This is a genomic window from Streptomyces sp. NPDC058620, from assembly GCF_042717135.1.
Lineage (GTDB): Bacteria > Actinomycetota > Actinomycetes > Streptomycetales > Streptomycetaceae > Streptomyces.
On sequence record NZ_JBHXQO010000005.1, the window covers coordinates 17,336 to 36,119 of the forward strand.

Below are 18,784 nucleotides of genomic sequence, written 5' to 3' on the forward strand. Positions count from 1 at the left end.
TCAGCTGCCGTCGAGGGCGGCCTGGACGGTCTCCATGAACTTCTGCGGGCTGATGCTCCCGGCGACGAGACCGGCCGCGTTGGTCTGGCTGACCGTGGTGGCCTTGGTGCTGAACAGGGCCTCGAACCAGAGGACGTTCTGCTTGGACCCGGCGATGGTCTCGCGGATCTGGGTGGTGACCGCGTTGTTGTCGTCCACGATGGTGTTGACCTTGAAGCCGGAGATCGCGCCCTGGTCCTCGAGTGCGGTGCTTCCGTAGTTCCTCGCGATGCAGGACACCCAGTCGCCGGTCTTCTGGTCGAAGGACTTGGCGCTCAGGGTGATTCCGAGGCCGACGTTGGAGGGGTACTGGCCGGCCGAGCCCTCGCCTCCGGCGACCTCGGGGAAGGGCATGAAGCCGACGTTCTCGGCGCCCACCTTGTTCTGCGCCTCGTCCGCGATGTTGGCGAGGGCCCAGCTGCCCATGTAGAACATGGCGGCCTTGCCGGTGAGGAACTGGTTCATCGCCGTGTCGTAGTCGATCGAGCCGACGCCCTTGCCGAAGTACCCCTTCTTGCCGAGCGCGGCCACCTGCTCGGCCGCTTCGACGTACTGCGGGTCCGTGAGCTCGGCCTTGCCGTCGGCGACGTCCTTGAGGGCGTCGGGGCCCAGGCTGCGGTAGAGGTAGCCGCTGAGCAGGCGGGTCAGGGGCCAGCCCTGCTGCCCCGAGGCGGCCAGGGGCTGGATGTCGTCGGACTCCAACTCAGCTGCCGCCGCCACCAGTTCGTCCCAGGTGGCGGGCTCGGTGATGCCGCGCTCCGCGAACAGCTTCTTGTTGTAGAAGATGCCCTCGATGTTGTACTCGTACGGCAGGACCTGGACCTTCCCGTTGTACAGGGCCCTGATCGTGGAGACGGCGGCCGGTTCGAGCTGGTCGAAGACCCCCAGCTCGGTCAGTTTCTTCTCCAGGTCGGCCACCTTGCCGGAGCTGTAGAGCTGGTCGGTGAGTGCGGGGGCGTTGCCGGCGGCGAACTGCACCGGCAGCGCGTCCTGGCCGCCCAGCAGCTGGAGCTTCTGGTCGAGACTCGCCTGCGGCACCGTCTCCACCTTGAGCGGGCGCGCCTTCTGTGCCGTGGCGCAGGCACCCTTCGACAGGGTGCCGAGGGTGGCCTTTACCGCGGTGTTCTCGGTGACGCTCAGGTAGCTGAAGTTCGCGGGGGCGCCGGCGGAGCCGGAGCCTGATCCTCCGCAGGCCGTGGCGAGCAGGGCGGTGGAGGCGGCGAGTGCGGCCAGCCGGGCGCGGCGGGCACGGCGCGATGAAGTGGACATACGTGACTCCCGGTCGTCTGAAGCGATGGAGGAGAGCGAGGAGGACGGCATGAGATGCCCAAGGTCCCGAGCGGCCCAGCGAGAATGTTTGTAAAACGTTCTTCACGCCGAGCGGGTCACACATTGCCCCGCACTTCCCGCCGTCGTCAAGACACGAGCACGTAACTTCCAGGAAAGGAGTACGCCTCCACACAAGACTGCTGCGGGCAGGTTGTAGACCGTTACATGCCTTGCGCGCCCTGCCCGCCCGTGCCCGCCGCCAGACCTTCGCCGACCCGGACCGCGGTCTCCCGCAGCCAGATGTGTGAGGCGTCGTAGGTGTGCACGGGGTGCCACCACAGCGCCTGGCGCAGCGGCACCGCCTCGTACGGCGGGCGCATGGCGCGCACGGGGAAGACCCCCAGGAGCATCTCCGCCAGGCGCTGCTGCATGAGGGCGATGCGGCGGGTGCCGGCCACCAGGTGCGGGAGCAGCTGGAAGCTGTCAACGGAGACCTCGACGCGCGGCTCGATCCCGAGCATGCCCAACTGGCGTACGGCAGGGGCGTCATAGGTCCGCTGGTACGTCACCCACGGCAGCCGGGCCAGGTCCTCCCGGGTGAGCCGGTCGCCGACCTCGGGGTGGTCGTCGGCCACCAGGAAGACCCACTCGTCCTGGTAGAGCTCCACGGTGGGCATGTCACTGATCACCCCGTGCGGCATCAGGAGTCCGTCCGTGGTGCTGAGCAGCGTGGCGGTGTCCTCGACGACGGTGTTCGGGGTGTGGGTGAAGCGGAGCCGGATGCCGGGCGCCTCCTCGTGCACGATGCGGGCCAGTTCCGCCCCGAAGACGGCGACCGCGTAGTCGGAGGCGAGGAGCCTGAACTCCCGGGTCGCGGTGGCGGGGTCGAAGTCGGCCTGGCTGCTGAACAGGCGCTCCAGCAGGTCGCAGGCGTTCGAGGTGCGGTCGAGCAGGACCTGTCCCAGGGCGGTGAGTTCGTAGTGGCCGCCGACCCGGGCGAGCAGCTCGTCGTCGAAGTGGCGGCGCAGCCGCGCGAGGGACGCGCTCATGGCGGGCTGGCTCAGATCGAGGCGCTGCCCGGCGCGGGTGACGTTGCGCTCCTCCAGCAGGGCGCGGAGCGCGACGACGAGGTTGAGGTCGAGGCGGGCCAGGTTCATTCGCGGCTTCCTTCGGTCGTGCGACTCACGAACACGCCATAAACGAAATGGATGACTTGCATCCACACAATCGATTTCCCTGATCAAGGGAGGCGGGTCCAGATTAGTCACACCGCAATCAGGAGGACATGTTCGTGAAACCCGCATCCGCACCGGCCCTGTTCGCGGGGCCTTTCGCACTCGGCACGCTCTCGGCCGCCGACGGACCCGCGTTCCCCGCCCTGGTCTCCCCCGACGGCATGGTGGTGGACCTCCGCGAAGCCCTGAGCGATCCGGCGCCGGACCTGCGCGGCCTGCTGGAGCGCTGGGACGACGTGCTGCCCCGGCTGCACGAGCTGGCCGCCGGGGAAACGGCCGTCCGGCGGCCGCTGGCGGAGTTCCGGGTCCACGCGCCCGTCGAGCCGCGCCAGGTGTTCCAGTCCGGGGCCAACTACCGTCAGCACGTCATCGACCTGCACGTCGCCCACCGCGACAGGTCCGACGGGCGCTCCGACGAGGAGGCGCGGGCCGAGGCCGCGGAGATCATGGACCGGCGGGCCGCCGAGGACCTGCCGTACGTGTTCATCGGCCTGCCGAGCGCGATCACCGGCCCGTACGACGACGTCGTCCTGCCCTCGTGGGCGGGGAAGCCGGACTGGGAACTCGAACTCGCGGCGGTGATCGGCAGGCCCGCGTACCAGGTGACGGCCGAGGAAGCGCTGCATCACGTCGCCGGGTACACGATCGCCAACGACCTCACTGACCGGGCCACGGTCTTCCGCCGCGACATGCCGCAGATCGGCACCGACTGGCTGCGGTCGAAGAACGCGCCGGGGTTCACCCCGCTGGGCCCCTGGATCGTCCCCACCGCCTCCGTCGGGGACACCGGCGACCTGCGGATCGTCCTCGAACTCAACGGCGAGGCCAAGCAGAACGAGTCGACCTCGGACATGATCTTCTCGGTGGCCCGTCTGGTCTCGTACATCTCGCAGACCGCCCGCCTCCTCCCCGGCGACCTGGTGCTGACGGGCTCCCCCGCCGGCAACGGCATCCACTGGGGACGGCTGCTGCGCGACGGCGATGTGATGGACGCTTCCATCACCGGTCTCGGCGCCCAGCGCACCCGCTGCGTGGCGGAGCCGAAGTGACACCGGACCGCACCGACCCCGAGGGGGCGATCGCGCGGGCGGCCGCGCTGTACTCGAACTGGGGGCGCTGGGGCGAGGACGACGTGCTCGGCACGCTGAACTTCCTCGACGCGCAGAAGCGGCGTGCGGCGGCCGCGCTCGTACGGCGGGGCGTCAGCTTCTCGCTGGCCCAGAGCTTCGACATGAACGGCCCGCAGAAGGGCTGGCGCCGCCGCACCAACCCGGTGCACACGATGCTGGACACCGGCACGGACGCGGCACTCGGCCTCCAGGGATTCCCCCACGGCCTCGGCGGCGCGGACGACGTGATCGCCATGCCGCTGCAGTGCTCGACCCAGTGGGACGGGCTCGGCCACATCTTCGACCACGGCAAGGCGTGGAACGGCCGCGACGCGGCCAGGACGGTCACCTCCGAGGGCGACGTCGTCACCGGCATCGAGCACATGGCCCCGCACGTCGCCGGGCGCGGGGTCCTCCTCGACGTCGGCCGCGTCATCGGGGCCGGGGGCGAGCTGCCCGACGGGTTCCCCATCACCGAGGCGCACCTGGCCGCCACCGCCGAGGCGCACGGGGTGACCGTCGGACGCGGCGACCTCGTCCTCGTGCGCACCGGTCAGCTCGCGCGGGCCCGCCGCGAGGGCTGGGGGGAGTACGCCGGAGGGCCGGCGCCCGGCCTGTCGTTCACCAGCGCCGGCTGGATGCACGCGAACGAGATCGCCGCGATCGCCACCGACACCTGGGGCTTCGAGGTCCGGCCCAACGAGTTCGACCACGCCTTCCAGCCGCTGCACCAGGTCGCCATCCCCAACATGGGCCTGCTCATCGGCGAGATGTGGGACCTGGACGCACTGGCCGCCGACTGCGCGGCCGATGGCGCGTACGCGTTCTGGCTGACCGCGGCGCCCCTGCCCATCACGGGGGCCGTCGGTTCCCCGATCAACCCGATCGCCGTCAAGTAATCAGCGGAACAAGGGAGTTCCCCGTGACCAGTCTCAGAAACGTCCTGGTGATCGGCGGCGGCGCCGCCGGCAACGCCGTCACGATCCAGCTCCGCAAAGCCGGCGTCGCCGTGGACCTGATCGAGGCCAAGGACGACTGGAATGCCACCGCAGGCTCCGGCATCACGCTCCAGGGCAACGCCCTGCGCGTCCTGCGCACGCTGGGTGTGTGGGACGAGGTGCGGGCGTCCGGCTTCGGCTTCGGCTCGGTCGGCATCACCGCCCCGGACGGCACCGTCGTCCATGAGCAGCGCGACATCCGCAGCGGTGGCGACGACCTGCCCGCCACCGTCGGTATGCAGCGCCCCCAGTTGCAGCAGATCCTCATCGACGCCGTGCGGGCGAGCGGCGCGACAGTCCGGCTCGGTGTCACCGCCGTGTCGCTGGAGCAGGACGCCGACGGTGTGTCCGTACGGTTCGGTGACGGCACCGAGGGCCGGTACGGTCTCGTCGTCGCCGCCGACGGCGTAGGTTCCGCCACCCGCGCCGCCATCGGTATCCAGGAGAAGCCCGAGCCGACCGGCATGGCGATCTGGCGGATCGCCGCCCCGCGCCCCGAGGGCGTGGTCCGCACCGATCTCACCTACGGGGGCCGCGCCTACATCGCCGGGTACTGCCCGACGAGTGACACGACGCTGTACGCGTACGTCGTCGAGGCCAACCGGGACCGTGCCGCGATCGCCCCGGAGTCCTTCGCGGACGAGATGCGCGCGCTCACCTCGGAGTACGGCGGCTTCTGGCGCGAGATCACCGCGCACATCACCGACCCGGAGAAGGTCAACTACACCTGGTTCGACAAGATGCTGGTGGAGGGCTCCTGGCATCGCGGCCGGGTGGTCCTGGCCGGCGACGCGGCGCACTGCTGCCCGCCCACGATCGCCCAGGGCGCGGCGATGTCGCTGGAGGACGCCGTGGTCCTGACCGAGCTGCTGACCGGCTCCGGCACCTGGGACGACGCCCTCCTCCAGGCTTACTACGAGCGGCGCGTCCCGCGTGTACGGGCCGTCGTCGAGGCGTCCGTACAGATCGGGCAGTGGCAGCTCGACGGGGTCCGCGACGCGGACGTACCCGGCCTGATGGGCCGCACCATGACGATGCTCAAGGATCTGCCGTGACCACCAATCCCACCGTGGACGTGCACGCGCACGTCCTGCTGCCCGAGATCGACGAACTGGTCGGGGGCCTGCCGGGCCTGGCCGACGCGCGGGCGCTCGACGCCCGCCGCAACGGGCCGGCGGCGCTGGCCGTCAACGGTCCGATGATCGGTGAACGCATCCCCCGTCTGACCGATCCCGCCGTCCGGCTGGCCGTCATGGACGCGCAGGGCGTGGACGTGCAACTGGTCAGCCCCTCCCCGTCCCACTACCACTACTGGGCGGACGAACAGACCGCCGAGAAGGTGTACCGGCTGGCCAACGAGGCGACGGCTGCGCACTGCGCCACCGCGCCCGACCGGCTGAAGGGTCTGGGGCTCGTCCCGCTCCAGCATCCCGCCCTCGCCGTCGAGGCCCTCGAACACGCCCTGGAATGCGGGCTGCTGGGGGTCGAGATCTCCAGCCACGCGCCGGGGCGCGAACTGTCCGACCCGGCGTACGAGCCCTTCTGGTCCCGGGCCGATGAGACCGGCGCGCTCCTCTTCCTGCATCCCTTCGGATGCACGCTCGACGAGCGCCTCGACCGGTGGTACCTGTCCAACACCGTGGGCCAGCCCACCGAGAACGCCGTCGCCCTTTCGCACCTCATCTTCTCCGGCGTCCTCGACCGGCACCCCGGTCTGACGGTTGTCGCCGCGCACGGCGGGGGCTACCTGCCCACCCACATCGGCCGCAGCGACCACGCGTGGACCACGCGCTCCGACGCGGGCGCGGGCTGCGCCCACCTGCCCAGCAGCTATCTGAAGCGGCTGTACTTCGACTCGCTCGTCCACGACCCGGCGGTCCTGCGCGAACTGGTGCGGGTCGCCGGGGCGGACCGGGTGCTCCTCGGTTCCGACTTCCCCTTCGACATGGGCAGCGCCGACCCGGTCGGAGCACTGCGGGCCGCCCGGCTCGCCGACGCCGACTTCCACGCCGTCCGCGGCGGCAACGCCGCCGCACTCCTCCGGAAGGACTGACATCATGCGCCTGCTCACGCACCTGCGGCACGTCGACCTGGCGGTGCCCGACTACGACAAGCAGCTCGACTTCTACGCCGGCGTCTGGGGCCTGACCAAGGTCTCCGAGGACTCCGGGATCTCCTTCCTTGCCGCCGAGGGCTCCCCCGAGCAGTACGTCGTACGGCTGCGCAAGGCCGAGGAGAAGCGCCTCGACCTCGTCTCGTACGGGGCCGCGAACGCCGCCGACGTGGACACGCTCGCGGAGCGGCTCCTGGCCGGTGGGGTGCGGTTGGTCTCGCAGCCGGGCAGCGTCGACACCCCCGGCGGCGGCTACGGCTTCCGCTTCTTCGACGTCGACGGCCGCACGATCGAGGTCTCGGCGGACGTGCGGGTGCGCGGACACCGGAAGATCGAGGAGAAGGAGGCCATCCCGGTCAAGCTCTCCCACGTCGTCCTCAACTCCCCCGATCTGAACCGCACCAGGCAGTGGTACGAGCAGCACCTCGGCTTCGCGCTGTCCGACACCCTCAGCTCGCCGCACATGGGCGAGGTCATGCACTTCATGCGCATCAGCAACCAGCACCACTCCATGGCCATCGCCCAGGGCCCGCACACGGCGCTGCACCACGTCTCCTTCGAGATGCGCGGCATCGACGAGTACATGCGCGGCTCCGGCCGGGTGATGCGCGCCGGGTTCCGCAAGATCTGGGGCCCCGGCCGCCACATGGCGGGCGACAACACGTTCACGTACTTCCTCGACCCGCACGGCAACACCGTGGAGTACACCACCGAGCTCGAAGAGCTCGACGAGGACACCTGGCACCCGCACGTCTACGACTTCTCCCAGCCCGAGGTCACCGACCAGTGGGGCACCGCCAACGCGATGAACGAGATCGTCGCGAAGGAGTCGTTCAACGATCCCGACCGAGGCTGTTTCGTCGCCCCGCCCGTCTGACCCCCCGGAGTCCCGGGGGCGCGGCCCGTCGGCCACGGGCCCGGCCGCGCCCCCGGCCCTCATCCCGCTCAGGAGTCTTCATGCGCTTCGCCGCCTACGAGTACCGCCGTCAGCGCCGTGCGGCCGTCGTCGAGGACGACGGCACCCTCCATCCCATCCCCGGCGTCCGTTCACTGGGCGACCTGGTCCGTTCCGGTGACGGTCCGGCCGCTCTGCTCGACCTCGGGCGGGCCACCCTGGACGTCCCGGCGGGGCCGCACGTGTCCGAGGTGCGTCTGCTGCCGCCGCTGCGGCCGGCGGCCATCCGGGACTTCGTCACCTTCGAGGAGCACGTGGAAGGTGTACGCCGGTCGGTCAGCGGCGAAGCCGGCGTTCCGGACCAGTGGTACGCGGCGCCGACCTTCTACTTCACCAACCCCCATGCGATCTACGGGGCGCACGACGACATCCCCGTACCGCCCGGATCGGCCGCGCTCGACTTCGAACTGGAAGTCGCCGCGGTCATCGGCCGCGAGGGCCGCGATCTGACCCCCGAGCGCGCCCGGGACCACATCATCGGGTACACCGTCTTCAACGACTGGTCCGCCCGCGACATCCAGTCCGCGGAGATGCAGGTGGGCCTCGGCCCCTGCAAGGGCAAGGACACCGCCTCGACGCTCGGCCCCTTTCTGGTGACCGCCGACGAGCTGGAGCCGTACCGGGACCCCGAGGGCTTCCTGCGTCTCGCCCTGACCGCCGAGGTCAACGGGGAGGTGGTCGGCAGCGACCTGCTGTCCAACATGAGCTGGACCTTCGAGGAGATGACCGCCTACGCCTCCCGGGGCAGCCGGGTCGTCCCCGGTGACGTGCTCGGTTCCGGCACCTGCGGCAACGGCGGCTGTCTGGCCGAGCTGTGGGGCCGGCGCGGGGAACGCACACCGCCGCCGCTGGTGCGCGGGGACACCGTGACCCTCACCGTCGAGGGCATCGGCACAGTTTCGAACACGATCGTCGCGGGCGGCGAACCCGTGCACGTTCCGGCGGCCCGCCGCCGCCCCCGGGACCGGCCGTGACCGCGCCCGGGACCGGACGCCTGCTGGGCAAGGTCGTCGTCGTGACCGGCGCCGCGCGCGGCCAGGGTGCGGCGGAGGCCGCCGCACTGGCACGCGAGGGAGCCCATGTCGTCGCCACCGACGTGACCCCGGCGGAAGGCTGCCGGCTGCTGGACGTCACCTCGCCGGATGACTGGGCCGCGCTGACGGCGGAACTCCGCGCGTCCTGGGGGAAGGTGCACGGGCTGGTGAACAACGCCGGTATCACCTGGCGTGCGCGGCTCGACGAGGTGCTTCCGGAGGACTTCGCGCGGGTGCACGCCGTCAACGTCACCGGCCCGCTGCTGGGCATCCAGCATCTGACGCCCGTGATGGGGCCCGGCTCCTCGATCGTCAACGTGGGCTCGTCCGCCGCCCTCACCGGCCACTATCCGGTCGCCTACACCAGCAGCAAGTGGGCGTTGCGCGGTCTGTCGAAGGCCGCTGCGACGGAGCTCGGGCCGCGCGGTATCCGTGTGAACACCATCCACCCGGGCTTCATCGAGACGGAGATGACGGCCTCCGCCGCACCGGCCTTCCGCGAGACGAACGTCCGTGAGACCCCGCTCGGCCGCACCGGTTCCGTGGACGAGGTGAGCCCTCTCGTGGTCTTCCTCCTCTCCGACGAGGCGTCCTTCATCACCGGAGCCGAGATACCCGTGGACGGCGGCCTGACCGCCCATGGCGGCGTGAAGTCCATCTCCGACGCCCTGCGCCCGGCTGCTCAGTGAGCCGAGAGGAACCCTCCCCATGAACAAAGTCAGCCCGAGCGCGGCGGCCGCCGTCGCCGACATCCCCGAGGGGGCGTCCCTCGCCGTCGGCGGGTTCGGCCTCGGCGGAGTCCCCGACACCCTCATCAACGCCCTGCACGCGCAGGGCACCGGCGGACTGCGGGTGGTGTCCAACAACTGCGGCACCGACGGACTCGGCCTCGGCGTCCTGCTGGCGGACAGGCGCATCACCCGGGTGACCGGCTCGTACGTCGGTGAGAACAAGGAGTTCGCCCGCCAGTACCTCGCCGGTGAGCTCGAAGTGGAACTCGTACCGCAGGGCACGCTCGCCGAGCGGCTGCGCGCGGGGGGCGCGGGCATCCCCGCCTTCTACACCCCGGCCGGAGTGGGCACCCAGGTCGCCACGGGCGGCCTGCCCCGGCGTTACGCGGCCGACGGCTCCACGGCGCTCGCCTCTCCGCCCAAGGAGACGCGCACGTTCCAGGGGCGCGGTCATGTCCTGGAGCACGCCATCACCACGGACTTCGCCCTCGTGCGGGCCTGGCGCGGCGACCGGCACGGCAATCTCGTCTTCCGCAAGGCGTCCGCCAACTTCAACCCGCTCGCCGCCATGGCCGGGCGGATCACCATCGCCGAGGTGGAGGAGCTGGTCGAGCCGGGTGAGCTCCTGCCGGACGACATCCATCTGCCGGGCATCTTCGTCCAGCGGCTGGTGCGCCTCACGCCCGCCCAGGCCGCAGACAAGCGGATCGAGAAGAGGACCGTACGCTCATGAGCTGGACCCGCAACCAGATGGCCGCCCGCGCTGCGGCCGAACTCACCGACGGTTCCTACGTGAACCTCGGCATCGGGCTGCCCACACTGATTCCCGGTCACCTCGCCCCCGGCGTCCACGTCGTGCTGCACTCCGAGAACGGCATTCTGGGCACGGGCCCCTACCCCACCGACGACCAGGTCGATCCCGACCTGATCAACGCGGGCAAGGAAACGGTCACCGTGATGCCGGGCGCCAGTTTCTTCGACTCCGCCCTCTCCTTCGGCATGATCCGCGGAGGTCACATCGACATCGCGGTCCTGGGCGCGATGCAGGTGTCGGAGCGCGGCGACCTCGCGAACTGGTCGGTCCCCGGAAAAATGATCAAGGGCATGGGCGGCGCCATGGACCTCGTCCACGGAGCGCGCCGCGTCATCGTCCTCATGGAGCACACCGCCAAGGACGGTTCGGCGAAGCTCGTCGGGGAGTGCTCGCTCCCGCTGACCGGCATGTCCTGCGTGCACCGCGTCATCACCGACCTCGGTGTCCTCGACGTCACCCCCGAGGGCTTCACCCTGGTTGAGACGGCGCCCGGTGTCTCCGCCGACGCGCTCGTGGCGCGTACCGGCGCCCCGGTGCACATCTCCGCCCTCGCCGCGGACTGCTGACCACGGTCAACGCCTTCCCGCCGGCGGGAAGGCGTTGACCGGCCGGCCCCCTCGGCCTAATATCGTCCGTACAACAATGATTGATGTACGGACGATTACTGCCGGTCGTCCCCCGCTTCCTTCCATCCACCACGCCAAGGAGGCCGCATGCGCTCCACCTCTTCGCCCCACCCGATCATTGTCGTTGGCGGCGGAATCGGCGGCCTGGCCGCGGCCCTAGCGATCGCCCGCTCCGGACGCGGCGTGACCCTCGTCGAGCAGGCCGCCCGCTTCGGGGAGATCGGCGCCGGACTCCAGCTGGCCCCCAACGCCTCGCTGGCCCTGGAGGAACTCGGCGTCCTGGCCGAGGTCCGGCGCACCGCCGTCGCCCCGCACCGCCTGGTGATGATGGACGCCCTCAGCGGCGACCAGATCACCGAACTGGACCTGCGCGGAGACGCGTACCGCGCACGGTTCGCGCACCCCTACCTCGTCACCCACCGCACGGACCTGCACGCGGCCCTGCTGGCGGCGTGCCGGGCCCACCCCGCCGTCACCCTGCGCACCGGCCACACCGTCACGCACGCCGAACAGGACGCGTCCGAGGTACGCCTGCACTTCGCGGAAAGCACGGAGGTGCTCCGCGCGGGCGCGGTGGTGGCCGCCGACGGGCTGCACTCACGTCTGCGGAGCGCGCTGGCCGGGGACGGCGAGCCGGTCTGCTCCCGCTATGTCGCCTACCGCGGGGCGCTGCCCACGGAACGGATGACGGGGCACATGTCCCGGCACGCCGCGTCGGAGGCGGTGATGGTGTGGGCCGGGCCCCGTATGCACCTGGTGCAGTACCCCGTACGCCGGGGCGAGCTGTACAACCAGGTCGCCGTGTTCGAGAGCGACCGGTACACGCCCGACTCCGACGACTGGGGAACCGAGGCGGAACTGGAAGCGCGCTTCACCGACGCCTGTCCGGCCGTGCGCGACGCGCTCCCGCTGATCTCCCGGGACCGCCGCTGGCCGCTCTACGACCGGCTGCCCATCGACACCTGGGCGCACGGCCGGATCGTCCTGCTGGGCGACGCCGCGCACCCCATGCTCCAGTACCTCGCCCAGGGCGCCTGCCAGGCACTGGAGGACGCCGTGGCGCTGGGCCACGCGCTGGAACAGTTCGCCGACGCCGGGGACGCCTTCACCGCGTACGCGCGACGGCGGCAGGAGCGGGCCGCCCGTATCCAGACCAACGCACGGCGCTTCGGGGAGATCTGCCACCTGGAGGGCATGGGGGCCACCCTGCGCAACACCCTGCTCCGCTCCCGCTCGCCCCAGGACTTCGACGACATCTCCTGGGTGTGGACACCGGCCGCCCCGTACCACGCCGTACCCGCCGGCTCCGCGTGAACCGCCATCGACGGAGGACACCATGACCGACGACCCCGCCTACGGGGCACTCGAATCCCTGGGCGCCGCCCCGCTGTGGCGCTTCTACGGCAATCTCTTCCCCGCCGAACCGCGCAGCAGGGCCGTCCCGTACCTCTGGAGCTGGCGCGAACTGCGCCCCCGGCTCCTGCACTTCGCCGGGACCCTCTCGCTGGAGGAGGCCGAACGGCGGGTGCTCATGCTCGTCAACCCCGGCCTGACCGACCCGCCCGCCACCGTCAACACCCTCTACGCGGGACTCCAGATCATCCTGCCCGGAGAGACCGCCCAGGCGCACCGGCACACGTCGAACGCCTTCCGCTTCATCCTCGAAGGCAGCGGCGCCTGGACCACCGTCAACGGCGAACGGGTCCACATGTCACCCGGCGACCTGCTGCTCACGCCCGGATGGCACTGGCACGACCACACGCACGAGGGAAGCGTGCCGATGATGTGGCTCGACGCCCTCGACTACCCGCTCGTCAACGCCCTCGAAGCGGGCTTCTACGAGAAGTACCCGCAGCGCCTGCAACCCGTCACCCGGCCCGACGACGCCGGAAGCCGGCAGTTCCTGCACGGGCGCCTGACTCCGGCCTGGCTGTCCCCGGAGGGCCCCAACTCCCCTGTCACGCGCTACACCTGGGAAGAGACGTCACGCGCGCTGGACGCCGTCGCCGGGACCGCCGAAGGCAGCGAGGTGGACGGCATCGTGCTGGAGTACACCAACCCGTGGACGGGCGGGCCGGTCATGCCCACCATCGGCTGCCGGGTCCACCGGCTGCGCCCCGGCTTCGCTGGAACGGGACGCCGCCACACCGCCTCCACCGTCTTCAGTGTCGTACGCGGGGAAGGCGCCACCGTGGTCGACGGTGTACGGCTGGAGTGGTCCGAGCACGACACGTTCGCGATCCCCGGCTGGGCCTCGTACCGGCACCTCAACGCCTCGTCCTCGCAGGACGCGGTCCTCTTCTCGTACAGCGACGAACCGGTGATGCGTTCCCTGGGGCTGTACCGCACCGAGAGCGCCGATCCGGGCGCCTGAATCAGCCGTCCGCCTCCCACCCAGCAAGGAATCCCCATGCGTCTCACGCTCTTCAACCAGGGGCGGCTCGGCCTCGTCGACGGCGACTTCCTCATCGACGTCACCGAGCAACTGGCCGGTCCCGGGCCGCACTCCGCCTCCGGTGCGCTGCACCGGCACATCGAGAACACCGCCCTGCGCGGCGCGGCAACGGTCGATCTCACCGGGGCGGTACGCGTCCCGCTGTCCGGAGCCGCGCTGGAAGCACCCCTGCCACTGCCGGGCAAGATCGTCGGCGCTCCGGTCAACTACCTCGACCACAAGGCCGAGATGGAGTACACCACCTCCATCGCCGAACTCGGAGTCTTCCTCAAGGCGAACTCGTCCGTGATCGGCCCCGGGCAGGACGTCCGCCTGCCCTACACCGACAAACGGACCGACCAGGAGGGCGAGTTGGGTGTCGTCATCGGACGTACCGCCTCGCATGTCACGAGCGCGGACGCCCTGGACCACGTCTTCGGGTACACCTGTGTCCTGGACATCACCGTCCGGTCGGGCGAGGACCGCTCCACCCGCAAGTCGTTCGACACGTTCACCCCGCTCGGTCCCTGGGTCGTGACGGCGGACGAGGTCCCCGACCCGGACGCCCTGGACCTCCGTTGCGACGTCGCCGGGACCACCCGCCAGCGGACCAGCACGGCCGATCTCATCTTCGGTGTGCGCGAACTCATCGCGTACACGAGCTCCGTCATGACCCTGCACCCCGGTGACGTGATCGCGACCGGCACCCCGGCCGGTGTCGGCCCGCTCGCCCACGGCGACCGCATCGTCCTGGAGATCGAGCGCGTGGGCCGGCTGGAGGTCGGCGTGGACGGCTCGCGTGCCGTCCCGTACGGCGGGCGTCCGGGGCGCCGCGCGCACGGAAGGGACAGCCGCGCAGCGAGGTGACGCCGTGCGCTCGTAGACTCCCGGACGGGCAGGCCCGTCCGGGAGCGGAGGGCGGCATCGCAGCGAGGAGAGACGGAAGACCGTGGCACGCGCGCTGGACCTGGAGAACTACATCGGGCACCTGATCCGCCGTGCGGAGCAGGTGCACACCGCCATGTGGGCCGCCCAGGTCTCCCGGGAGGTCACCTCACAGCAATTCGCCGTCCTCAACGCTCTGCGGCAGCAGCCCGGCATCGACCAGCGCACCCTCGCCCACGCCACCTCGCTGGACCGCTCCACCGTCAACCACATCCTGCGCCGCCTCACCGAGCAGGGGTACGTGACTCAGACACGGGACGAAGCGGACCGCCGACGCACCCTGCTGGGCCTGACGGAGGACGGGAACGAGCTGTTGAACAGCCTCGTCCCCCCGGCGGAGCGCGTCAACGAACAGCTCCTGTCGGCCCTGCCCGCCGATCAGCGCGCGTTGGCCGTGAGCATGCTCCGTACCGTCGCCGGACTGGACGCCGCGTCTCCCGACGACGACTGACCTCCCCCGCCGACCGCTCCTGCTCGCGTGCAACGTTCTTCGTCCGGCATCCGACTGCTGCCGGTTTGGGCCATCAAACCCCTGGTGCGACAACGGGTCTTCGTGTAGACCGTTGTATGATTGCTGCGAGAAACAGGGGGCGCCAGAGATGCCAGGCCCGGAGCAGATCAAGCGCGTGACCATCACGGACGTCGCGCGGCACGCAGGCGTGTCCACGGCCGCGGTGTCGAAGGTCCTGCGCAACGCGTACGGCGTGAGCGCCGGCATGCAGGAGAAGGTCCGTGCCGCCATGGCAGAGCTGAACTACCGGCCGCACGCGGCGGCCCGGGGGATGCGCGGGCGGACTTACACGATCGGCGTACTGCTGGACAACATCCGCAACACCTTCTTCGCCGACATCCTCGACGGCATCAGCGGCGAACTGCGCGACAGCGAGTACACCGTCATGATCGGCGCGGCCGGATTCGGCGCGGACAGCCAGGAGAAGACGATCCGCGCCATGGTGGACCGGCAGATGGACGGGCTGGTCCTCATCGCCCCGGGGACCCGGCGCGCGGAGGTCCTGCACACCGCGCAGACCACCCCGACCGTGGTCATCGGCCATCACGACGCCTCCGACGCCCATGACTCGGTCGCCGATGCCGACGCCGCGGGCGCGGGACTCGTCGTCGACCACCTCGTGGGCCTCGGTCACCGCCACATCGCCCTCGTCTCCGCCCCCGGCACCCGCGCCAGCCAGTGGCACCACACCCCCGAGATCACACTGACCAGCGGCTACACCCAGGCCATGGCACGACACGGGCTCGCGGCTCAGGCGCGCATCAGCAAGGCCGCCTACTCCGACGAGGGCGGATACAGGGCGGGGATCGGTCTGCTGTCCGGCGAGGAGAAGGACCGGCCGACGGCGATCATGGCCGGTGCGGACGTCGCGGCCCTGGGCGTCTGGCGGGCGGCTCACGCGCTGGGCCTGCGGGTGCCCGAGGACGTCTCGGTCGTCGGGTACAACAACACCGCTCTGGCCGACCTGGCCACCGTCCAGCTCACGAGCGTCGACCAGGCGGGCCACAACATGGGAGCCACCGCCGCCCGTCTGCTCATCGAGCGGGTCGAGGGGCGGCGGAACAGCGCGGTGCAGACCACGATGACACCTCGCCTGGTCGTGCGGGCCAGCACCGCGGGGCCCCGCGCCTGAACCGGTCCGGGTCGCCCCGGTCGGCCGTCATATGTGCGGATTAAACCGCACTACGGCGGGGTTATGCCTCCTCGGAACCGATTCGCGAGAAGGATCGGCCGGACGCGGAGGCACGGCTGTGCACGGTGAGTACAAGGTCCCCGGCGGCAAGCTCGTCGTGGTCGATCTGGAGGTCGAGGGCGGCGCGCTGCGCCATGTGCGGGTGGCCGGGGACTTCTTCCTCGAACCCGACGAGGCCATCCTCGCCATCGACGCCGCGCTGGAGGGTGCGCCGGCGGACACCGACACCGCCGGGCTCGCCGCCCGTATCGAGGCGGCGCTGCCCCCGTCCACGGTGATGTTCGGACTGTCGGCCGAGGGTGTGGCCGTCGCCGTACGCCGGGCGCTCGCGCGGGCCACCGAGTGGAGCGACTACGACTGGCAGCTCGTCCACGACGCCCCGCAGTCCCCCGCCCTGCACATGGCACTCGACGAGGTCATCACCGCCGAGGTCGCCGCGGGCCGCCGCCCGCCGACCCTCCGGGTCTGGGAGTGGGACTCCCCCGCCGTGATCATCGGCAGTTTCCAGTCGCTGCGCAACGAGGTCGACCCCGTCGGCACCGACCGGCACGGCGTCTCCGTCGTGCGGCGCATCTCCGGCGGCGGGGCCATGTTCGCCGAGCCGAGCAGCACCATCACCTACTCGCTCGCCGTGCCGCAGTCCCTCGTCTCCGGTCTCTCGTTCGCCGACAGTTACGCCTATCTCGACGACTGGGTCCTCGAAGCGCTCGGTGACATGGGCATCAAGGCCTGGTACCAGCCGCTCAACGACATCGCGACCGAGGTCGGGAAGATCGCGGGAGCGGCCCAGAAGCGCGTCGTCGGTCCGGACGGCGGGCCCGGTGCCGTGCTGCACCACGTGACGATGTCCTACGACATCGACGTCGACAAGATGCTCGACGTCCTGCGCATCGGCAAGGAGAAGATGTCCGACAAGGGCACCCGGAGCGCCAGGAAGCGCGTCGATCCGCTGCGCAGGCAGACGGGACTCCCGCGGCACGCCGTCATCGACAACATGATCGAGTCCTTCCGTGGGCGCCACGGTCTGAGCCGGGGCGCGGTGACCGCCGGGGAACTGGCACGGGCGGAGGAGCTCGTACGCACCAAGTTCGGCACGGCGGAGTGGACGGCCCGGGTTCCGTAGGCGCGTCCGGCAGCCGGTGCGGCAGGCCGCCCGGAGCGCGCGGCACATATCCTCGCCCCGGCACGCCGAACCAAGGACGGAGCCCCGACGCAGGACGGAAGAGGACGGAAACCGTGGCGGAGAGAAGCAGGACCGGCTCAGCGGCCACCGACAGCGGCTCGGCGACGCCGGACCCGGGGACGCCCGTCCCGGTCCCGCTCAGTGCGCAGGCGCGGGAGGCCGTGCTCCGTCGCATCGTCGACCGCCGGTACGCGCAGGGCGCCCGCCTCGTCGAGCGGGAGATCGCCGAGGAGCTGAGCATGTCCCGCGTGCCGGTGCGGGAGGCCCTGCGCGCGCTCGTCACCGAAGGGCTCCTCGAACTGCTTCCGCACAGCGGCGTACGCGTGCGCCGCCTGGACCGCACCGATGTGGAGCACCTGTACGAGGTGTGGGAGCCCCTGGCCGTCCAGGCGTCGCGGCTCGCGGCACGGGCCGCCGCTGCGGGCGACACCGAGGGGGTCGCCGTGCTGGCGGCGACGCTCCGCCAGGCCGAGGCGGCGGCGGAGGCGGACGAGGGGCCGCGCGAGGTGGCCGCCCACACGGCGTTCCATGAGGGCGTCGTGGCCATGTCGGGCAATCCGCTGCTCGCCCGCACCATGGAGCAGCTGACCTGGCAGTTGCGGCTGCTGTTCGGCATGCGGGAGGAGCCGGCGCACATGCGGGCCCAGCACGCCGAGATGTACCGGCACATCAGCGGCGGCGACGCGGAGGCCGCCGCCGCGAGCACGCTGCTGCACGTGCGGGACAGCAGGACGGTCGCCCTGCGCTCGCTCTTCGGCGCGAGCTGACATCTTTGCCTAGCTGACGTCTTTGTATACCAAAGCCGCATAGGAGCTTCTCTCCATCCGCCTGTACCGGCCCTTTCCTTGCCTGACTCCGGAGCTTGGTATACAAAATGGCGGGAGGCGTCGCCGCGCCCTCGATCCACGCCCCGCCGAAGGAGCCCCCATGCAGCCGTCCTCGCACACCCCCAGCGCGCTGTCCCGCCGCTCGATGCTGGCCGGTGCCGCCGCACTCGCCGGTACGACGGCCGCGATGACCGCCGCCCCCGCCCGGGCCCACTCCGCCGCCGCACCCACCGCTGCCGGCACGTCCCAGGCGGCGGGGCGCCCCGGCCGCGCCGTCGTCTTCCGCGACGTGCGCCCGTTCGGCGCGGCGAAGGCCACGGACCTCGTGGTCGTCGACGGCCGCGTCGTCGACGGCCCGGCACCCCGCGGCGCGAAGACCGTCGACGGCGGCGGCCGGATCGCCCTCCCCTCCCTCGTCGACGCGCACATCCACCCCGACAAGACGACCTGGGACGGCTCCTGGGTGTCCCGGCGCCCCGCGAGCGGCATCGCCGACTACGTCGAGCAGGACGTGGAGCTGTTCCGCGGCCAGCGCCGCCCCGTCGCGGAACGCGCGTACGGCCTGATGGCGCATGCCGTCGCCCGCGGCACGCGGGCGATGCGCGCCCACGCCGACGTGGCTCCGGCCTACGGCCTGGCCGGCGTGGAGGGCGGGGGGGGGGGCCCCGGGCGGGGGGGGCACCCCCCCCACCGGCCCCACGGTGGGGTGCCCCCGCCCCGCCGGCACCCCCCCGCCGGGCCCGCGGGCCGGGGGGGGGGGGCGGCCCCC

At 71.3% G+C, this 18,784-nt stretch carries 18 protein-coding genes and 1 pseudogene; 17 read left to right on the forward strand and 2 right to left on the reverse strand.

Annotation, left to right across the window (positions count from 1 at the left end; translation table 11 throughout):
- Both ACFWSK_RS07615 and ACFWSK_RS07620 read right to left on the reverse strand, forming a co-directional pair.
- Nucleotides 1-1,308, reverse strand: coding sequence for an ABC transporter substrate-binding protein (locus tag ACFWSK_RS07615; RefSeq protein ID WP_383782951.1), 1,308 nt, complete (start codon nucleotides 1,306-1,308; stop codon nucleotides 1-3).
- A gap of 221 nt (nucleotides 1,309-1,529) precedes the next feature.
- A complete protein-coding gene (locus ACFWSK_RS07620) occupies nucleotides 1,530-2,465 on the reverse strand; it encodes a LysR family transcriptional regulator (protein WP_383782952.1) in 936 nt (311 codons plus the stop codon).
- 128 nt (nucleotides 2,466-2,593) lie between these two features.
- Here ACFWSK_RS07620 and ACFWSK_RS07625 point away from each other — a divergent pair, with 128 nt between their 5' ends.
- The 17 genes and pseudogenes from ACFWSK_RS07625 to ACFWSK_RS07705 all read left to right on the forward strand — a co-directional run.
- Entirely contained in the window at nucleotides 2,594-3,592 is a 999-nt protein-coding gene (locus tag ACFWSK_RS07625; RefSeq protein ID WP_383782953.1) for a fumarylacetoacetate hydrolase family protein, read from the forward strand.
- A complete protein-coding gene (locus ACFWSK_RS07630) occupies nucleotides 3,589-4,551 on the forward strand; it encodes a cyclase family protein (RefSeq protein ID WP_383782954.1) in 963 nt (320 codons plus the stop codon). The genes ACFWSK_RS07625 and ACFWSK_RS07630 overlap by 4 nt, the downstream gene beginning before the upstream one ends.
- A 23-nt stretch (nucleotides 4,552-4,574) precedes the next feature.
- Complete coding sequence (locus ACFWSK_RS07635) at nucleotides 4,575-5,705, forward strand: FAD-dependent oxidoreductase (RefSeq protein ID WP_383782955.1); 1,131 nt, start codon at nucleotides 4,575-4,577, stop codon at nucleotides 5,703-5,705.
- Complete coding sequence (locus tag ACFWSK_RS07640; RefSeq protein WP_383782956.1) at nucleotides 5,702-6,703, forward strand: amidohydrolase family protein; 1,002 nt, start codon at nucleotides 5,702-5,704, stop codon at nucleotides 6,701-6,703. Before ACFWSK_RS07635 ends, ACFWSK_RS07640 begins: the two co-directional genes overlap by 4 nt.
- A 4-nt stretch (nucleotides 6,704-6,707) precedes the next feature.
- Nucleotides 6,708-7,640 carry a VOC family protein gene (locus tag ACFWSK_RS07645; protein ID WP_383782957.1) on the forward strand — a complete coding sequence of 311 codons (933 nt, stop codon included), beginning with the start codon at nucleotides 6,708-6,710 and terminating at the stop codon, nucleotides 7,638-7,640.
- An 80-nt stretch (nucleotides 7,641-7,720) separates the two neighbouring features.
- Nucleotides 7,721-8,692 (forward strand): fumarylacetoacetate hydrolase family protein, encoded by a 972-nt coding sequence (locus tag ACFWSK_RS07650; protein WP_383782958.1) that lies wholly within the window; start codon nucleotides 7,721-7,723, stop codon nucleotides 8,690-8,692.
- Complete coding sequence (locus tag ACFWSK_RS07655) at nucleotides 8,689-9,441, forward strand: SDR family NAD(P)-dependent oxidoreductase (protein ID WP_383782959.1); 753 nt, start codon at nucleotides 8,689-8,691, stop codon at nucleotides 9,439-9,441. The genes ACFWSK_RS07650 and ACFWSK_RS07655 overlap by 4 nt, the downstream gene beginning before the upstream one ends.
- A gap of 19 nt (nucleotides 9,442-9,460) precedes the next feature.
- Nucleotides 9,461-10,216, forward strand: a complete 756-nt coding sequence (locus ACFWSK_RS07660; protein ID WP_383782960.1) for a CoA transferase subunit A — start codon at nucleotides 9,461-9,463, stop codon at nucleotides 10,214-10,216.
- Nucleotides 10,213-10,863 (forward strand): CoA transferase subunit B, encoded by a 651-nt coding sequence (locus ACFWSK_RS07665; protein WP_383782961.1) that lies wholly within the window; start codon nucleotides 10,213-10,215, stop codon nucleotides 10,861-10,863. The genes ACFWSK_RS07660 and ACFWSK_RS07665 overlap by 4 nt, the downstream gene beginning before the upstream one ends.
- Nucleotides 10,864-11,010: 147 nt before the next feature.
- Entirely contained in the window at nucleotides 11,011-12,237 is a 1,227-nt protein-coding gene (locus ACFWSK_RS07670; protein ID WP_383782962.1) for an FAD-dependent monooxygenase, read from the forward strand.
- Nucleotides 12,238-12,259: 22 nt separating this feature from the next.
- Nucleotides 12,260-13,297, forward strand: coding sequence for a cupin domain-containing protein (locus ACFWSK_RS07675; protein WP_383782963.1), 1,038 nt, complete (start codon nucleotides 12,260-12,262; stop codon nucleotides 13,295-13,297).
- Nucleotides 13,298-13,333: 36 nt separating this feature from the next.
- Nucleotides 13,334-14,224 (forward strand): fumarylacetoacetate hydrolase family protein, encoded by an 891-nt coding sequence (locus tag ACFWSK_RS07680; RefSeq protein ID WP_383782964.1) that lies wholly within the window; start codon nucleotides 13,334-13,336, stop codon nucleotides 14,222-14,224.
- Nucleotides 14,225-14,306: 82 nt separating this feature from the next.
- Entirely contained in the window at nucleotides 14,307-14,753 is a 447-nt protein-coding gene (locus tag ACFWSK_RS07685; RefSeq protein WP_383782965.1) for a MarR family winged helix-turn-helix transcriptional regulator, read from the forward strand.
- Between the two features lie 148 nt (nucleotides 14,754-14,901).
- Nucleotides 14,902-15,945, forward strand: a complete 1,044-nt coding sequence (locus ACFWSK_RS07690) for a LacI family DNA-binding transcriptional regulator (protein ID WP_383782966.1) — start codon at nucleotides 14,902-14,904, stop codon at nucleotides 15,943-15,945.
- A 118-nt stretch (nucleotides 15,946-16,063) separates the two neighbouring features.
- Nucleotides 16,064-17,128: a biotin/lipoate A/B protein ligase family protein gene (locus ACFWSK_RS07695; protein WP_383782967.1), complete on the forward strand. Its 1,065-nt coding sequence runs from the start codon at nucleotides 16,064-16,066 to the stop codon at nucleotides 17,126-17,128.
- 113 nt (nucleotides 17,129-17,241) lie between these two features.
- Nucleotides 17,242-17,955, forward strand: coding sequence for a GntR family transcriptional regulator (locus ACFWSK_RS07700; protein WP_383782968.1), 714 nt, complete (start codon nucleotides 17,242-17,244; stop codon nucleotides 17,953-17,955).
- A 160-nt stretch (nucleotides 17,956-18,115) separates the two neighbouring features.
- A pseudogene (locus ACFWSK_RS07705) lies at nucleotides 18,116-18,667 on the forward strand (cytosine deaminase); the annotation flags it as partial.
- Nucleotides 18,668-18,784 lie beyond the last annotated feature (117 nt).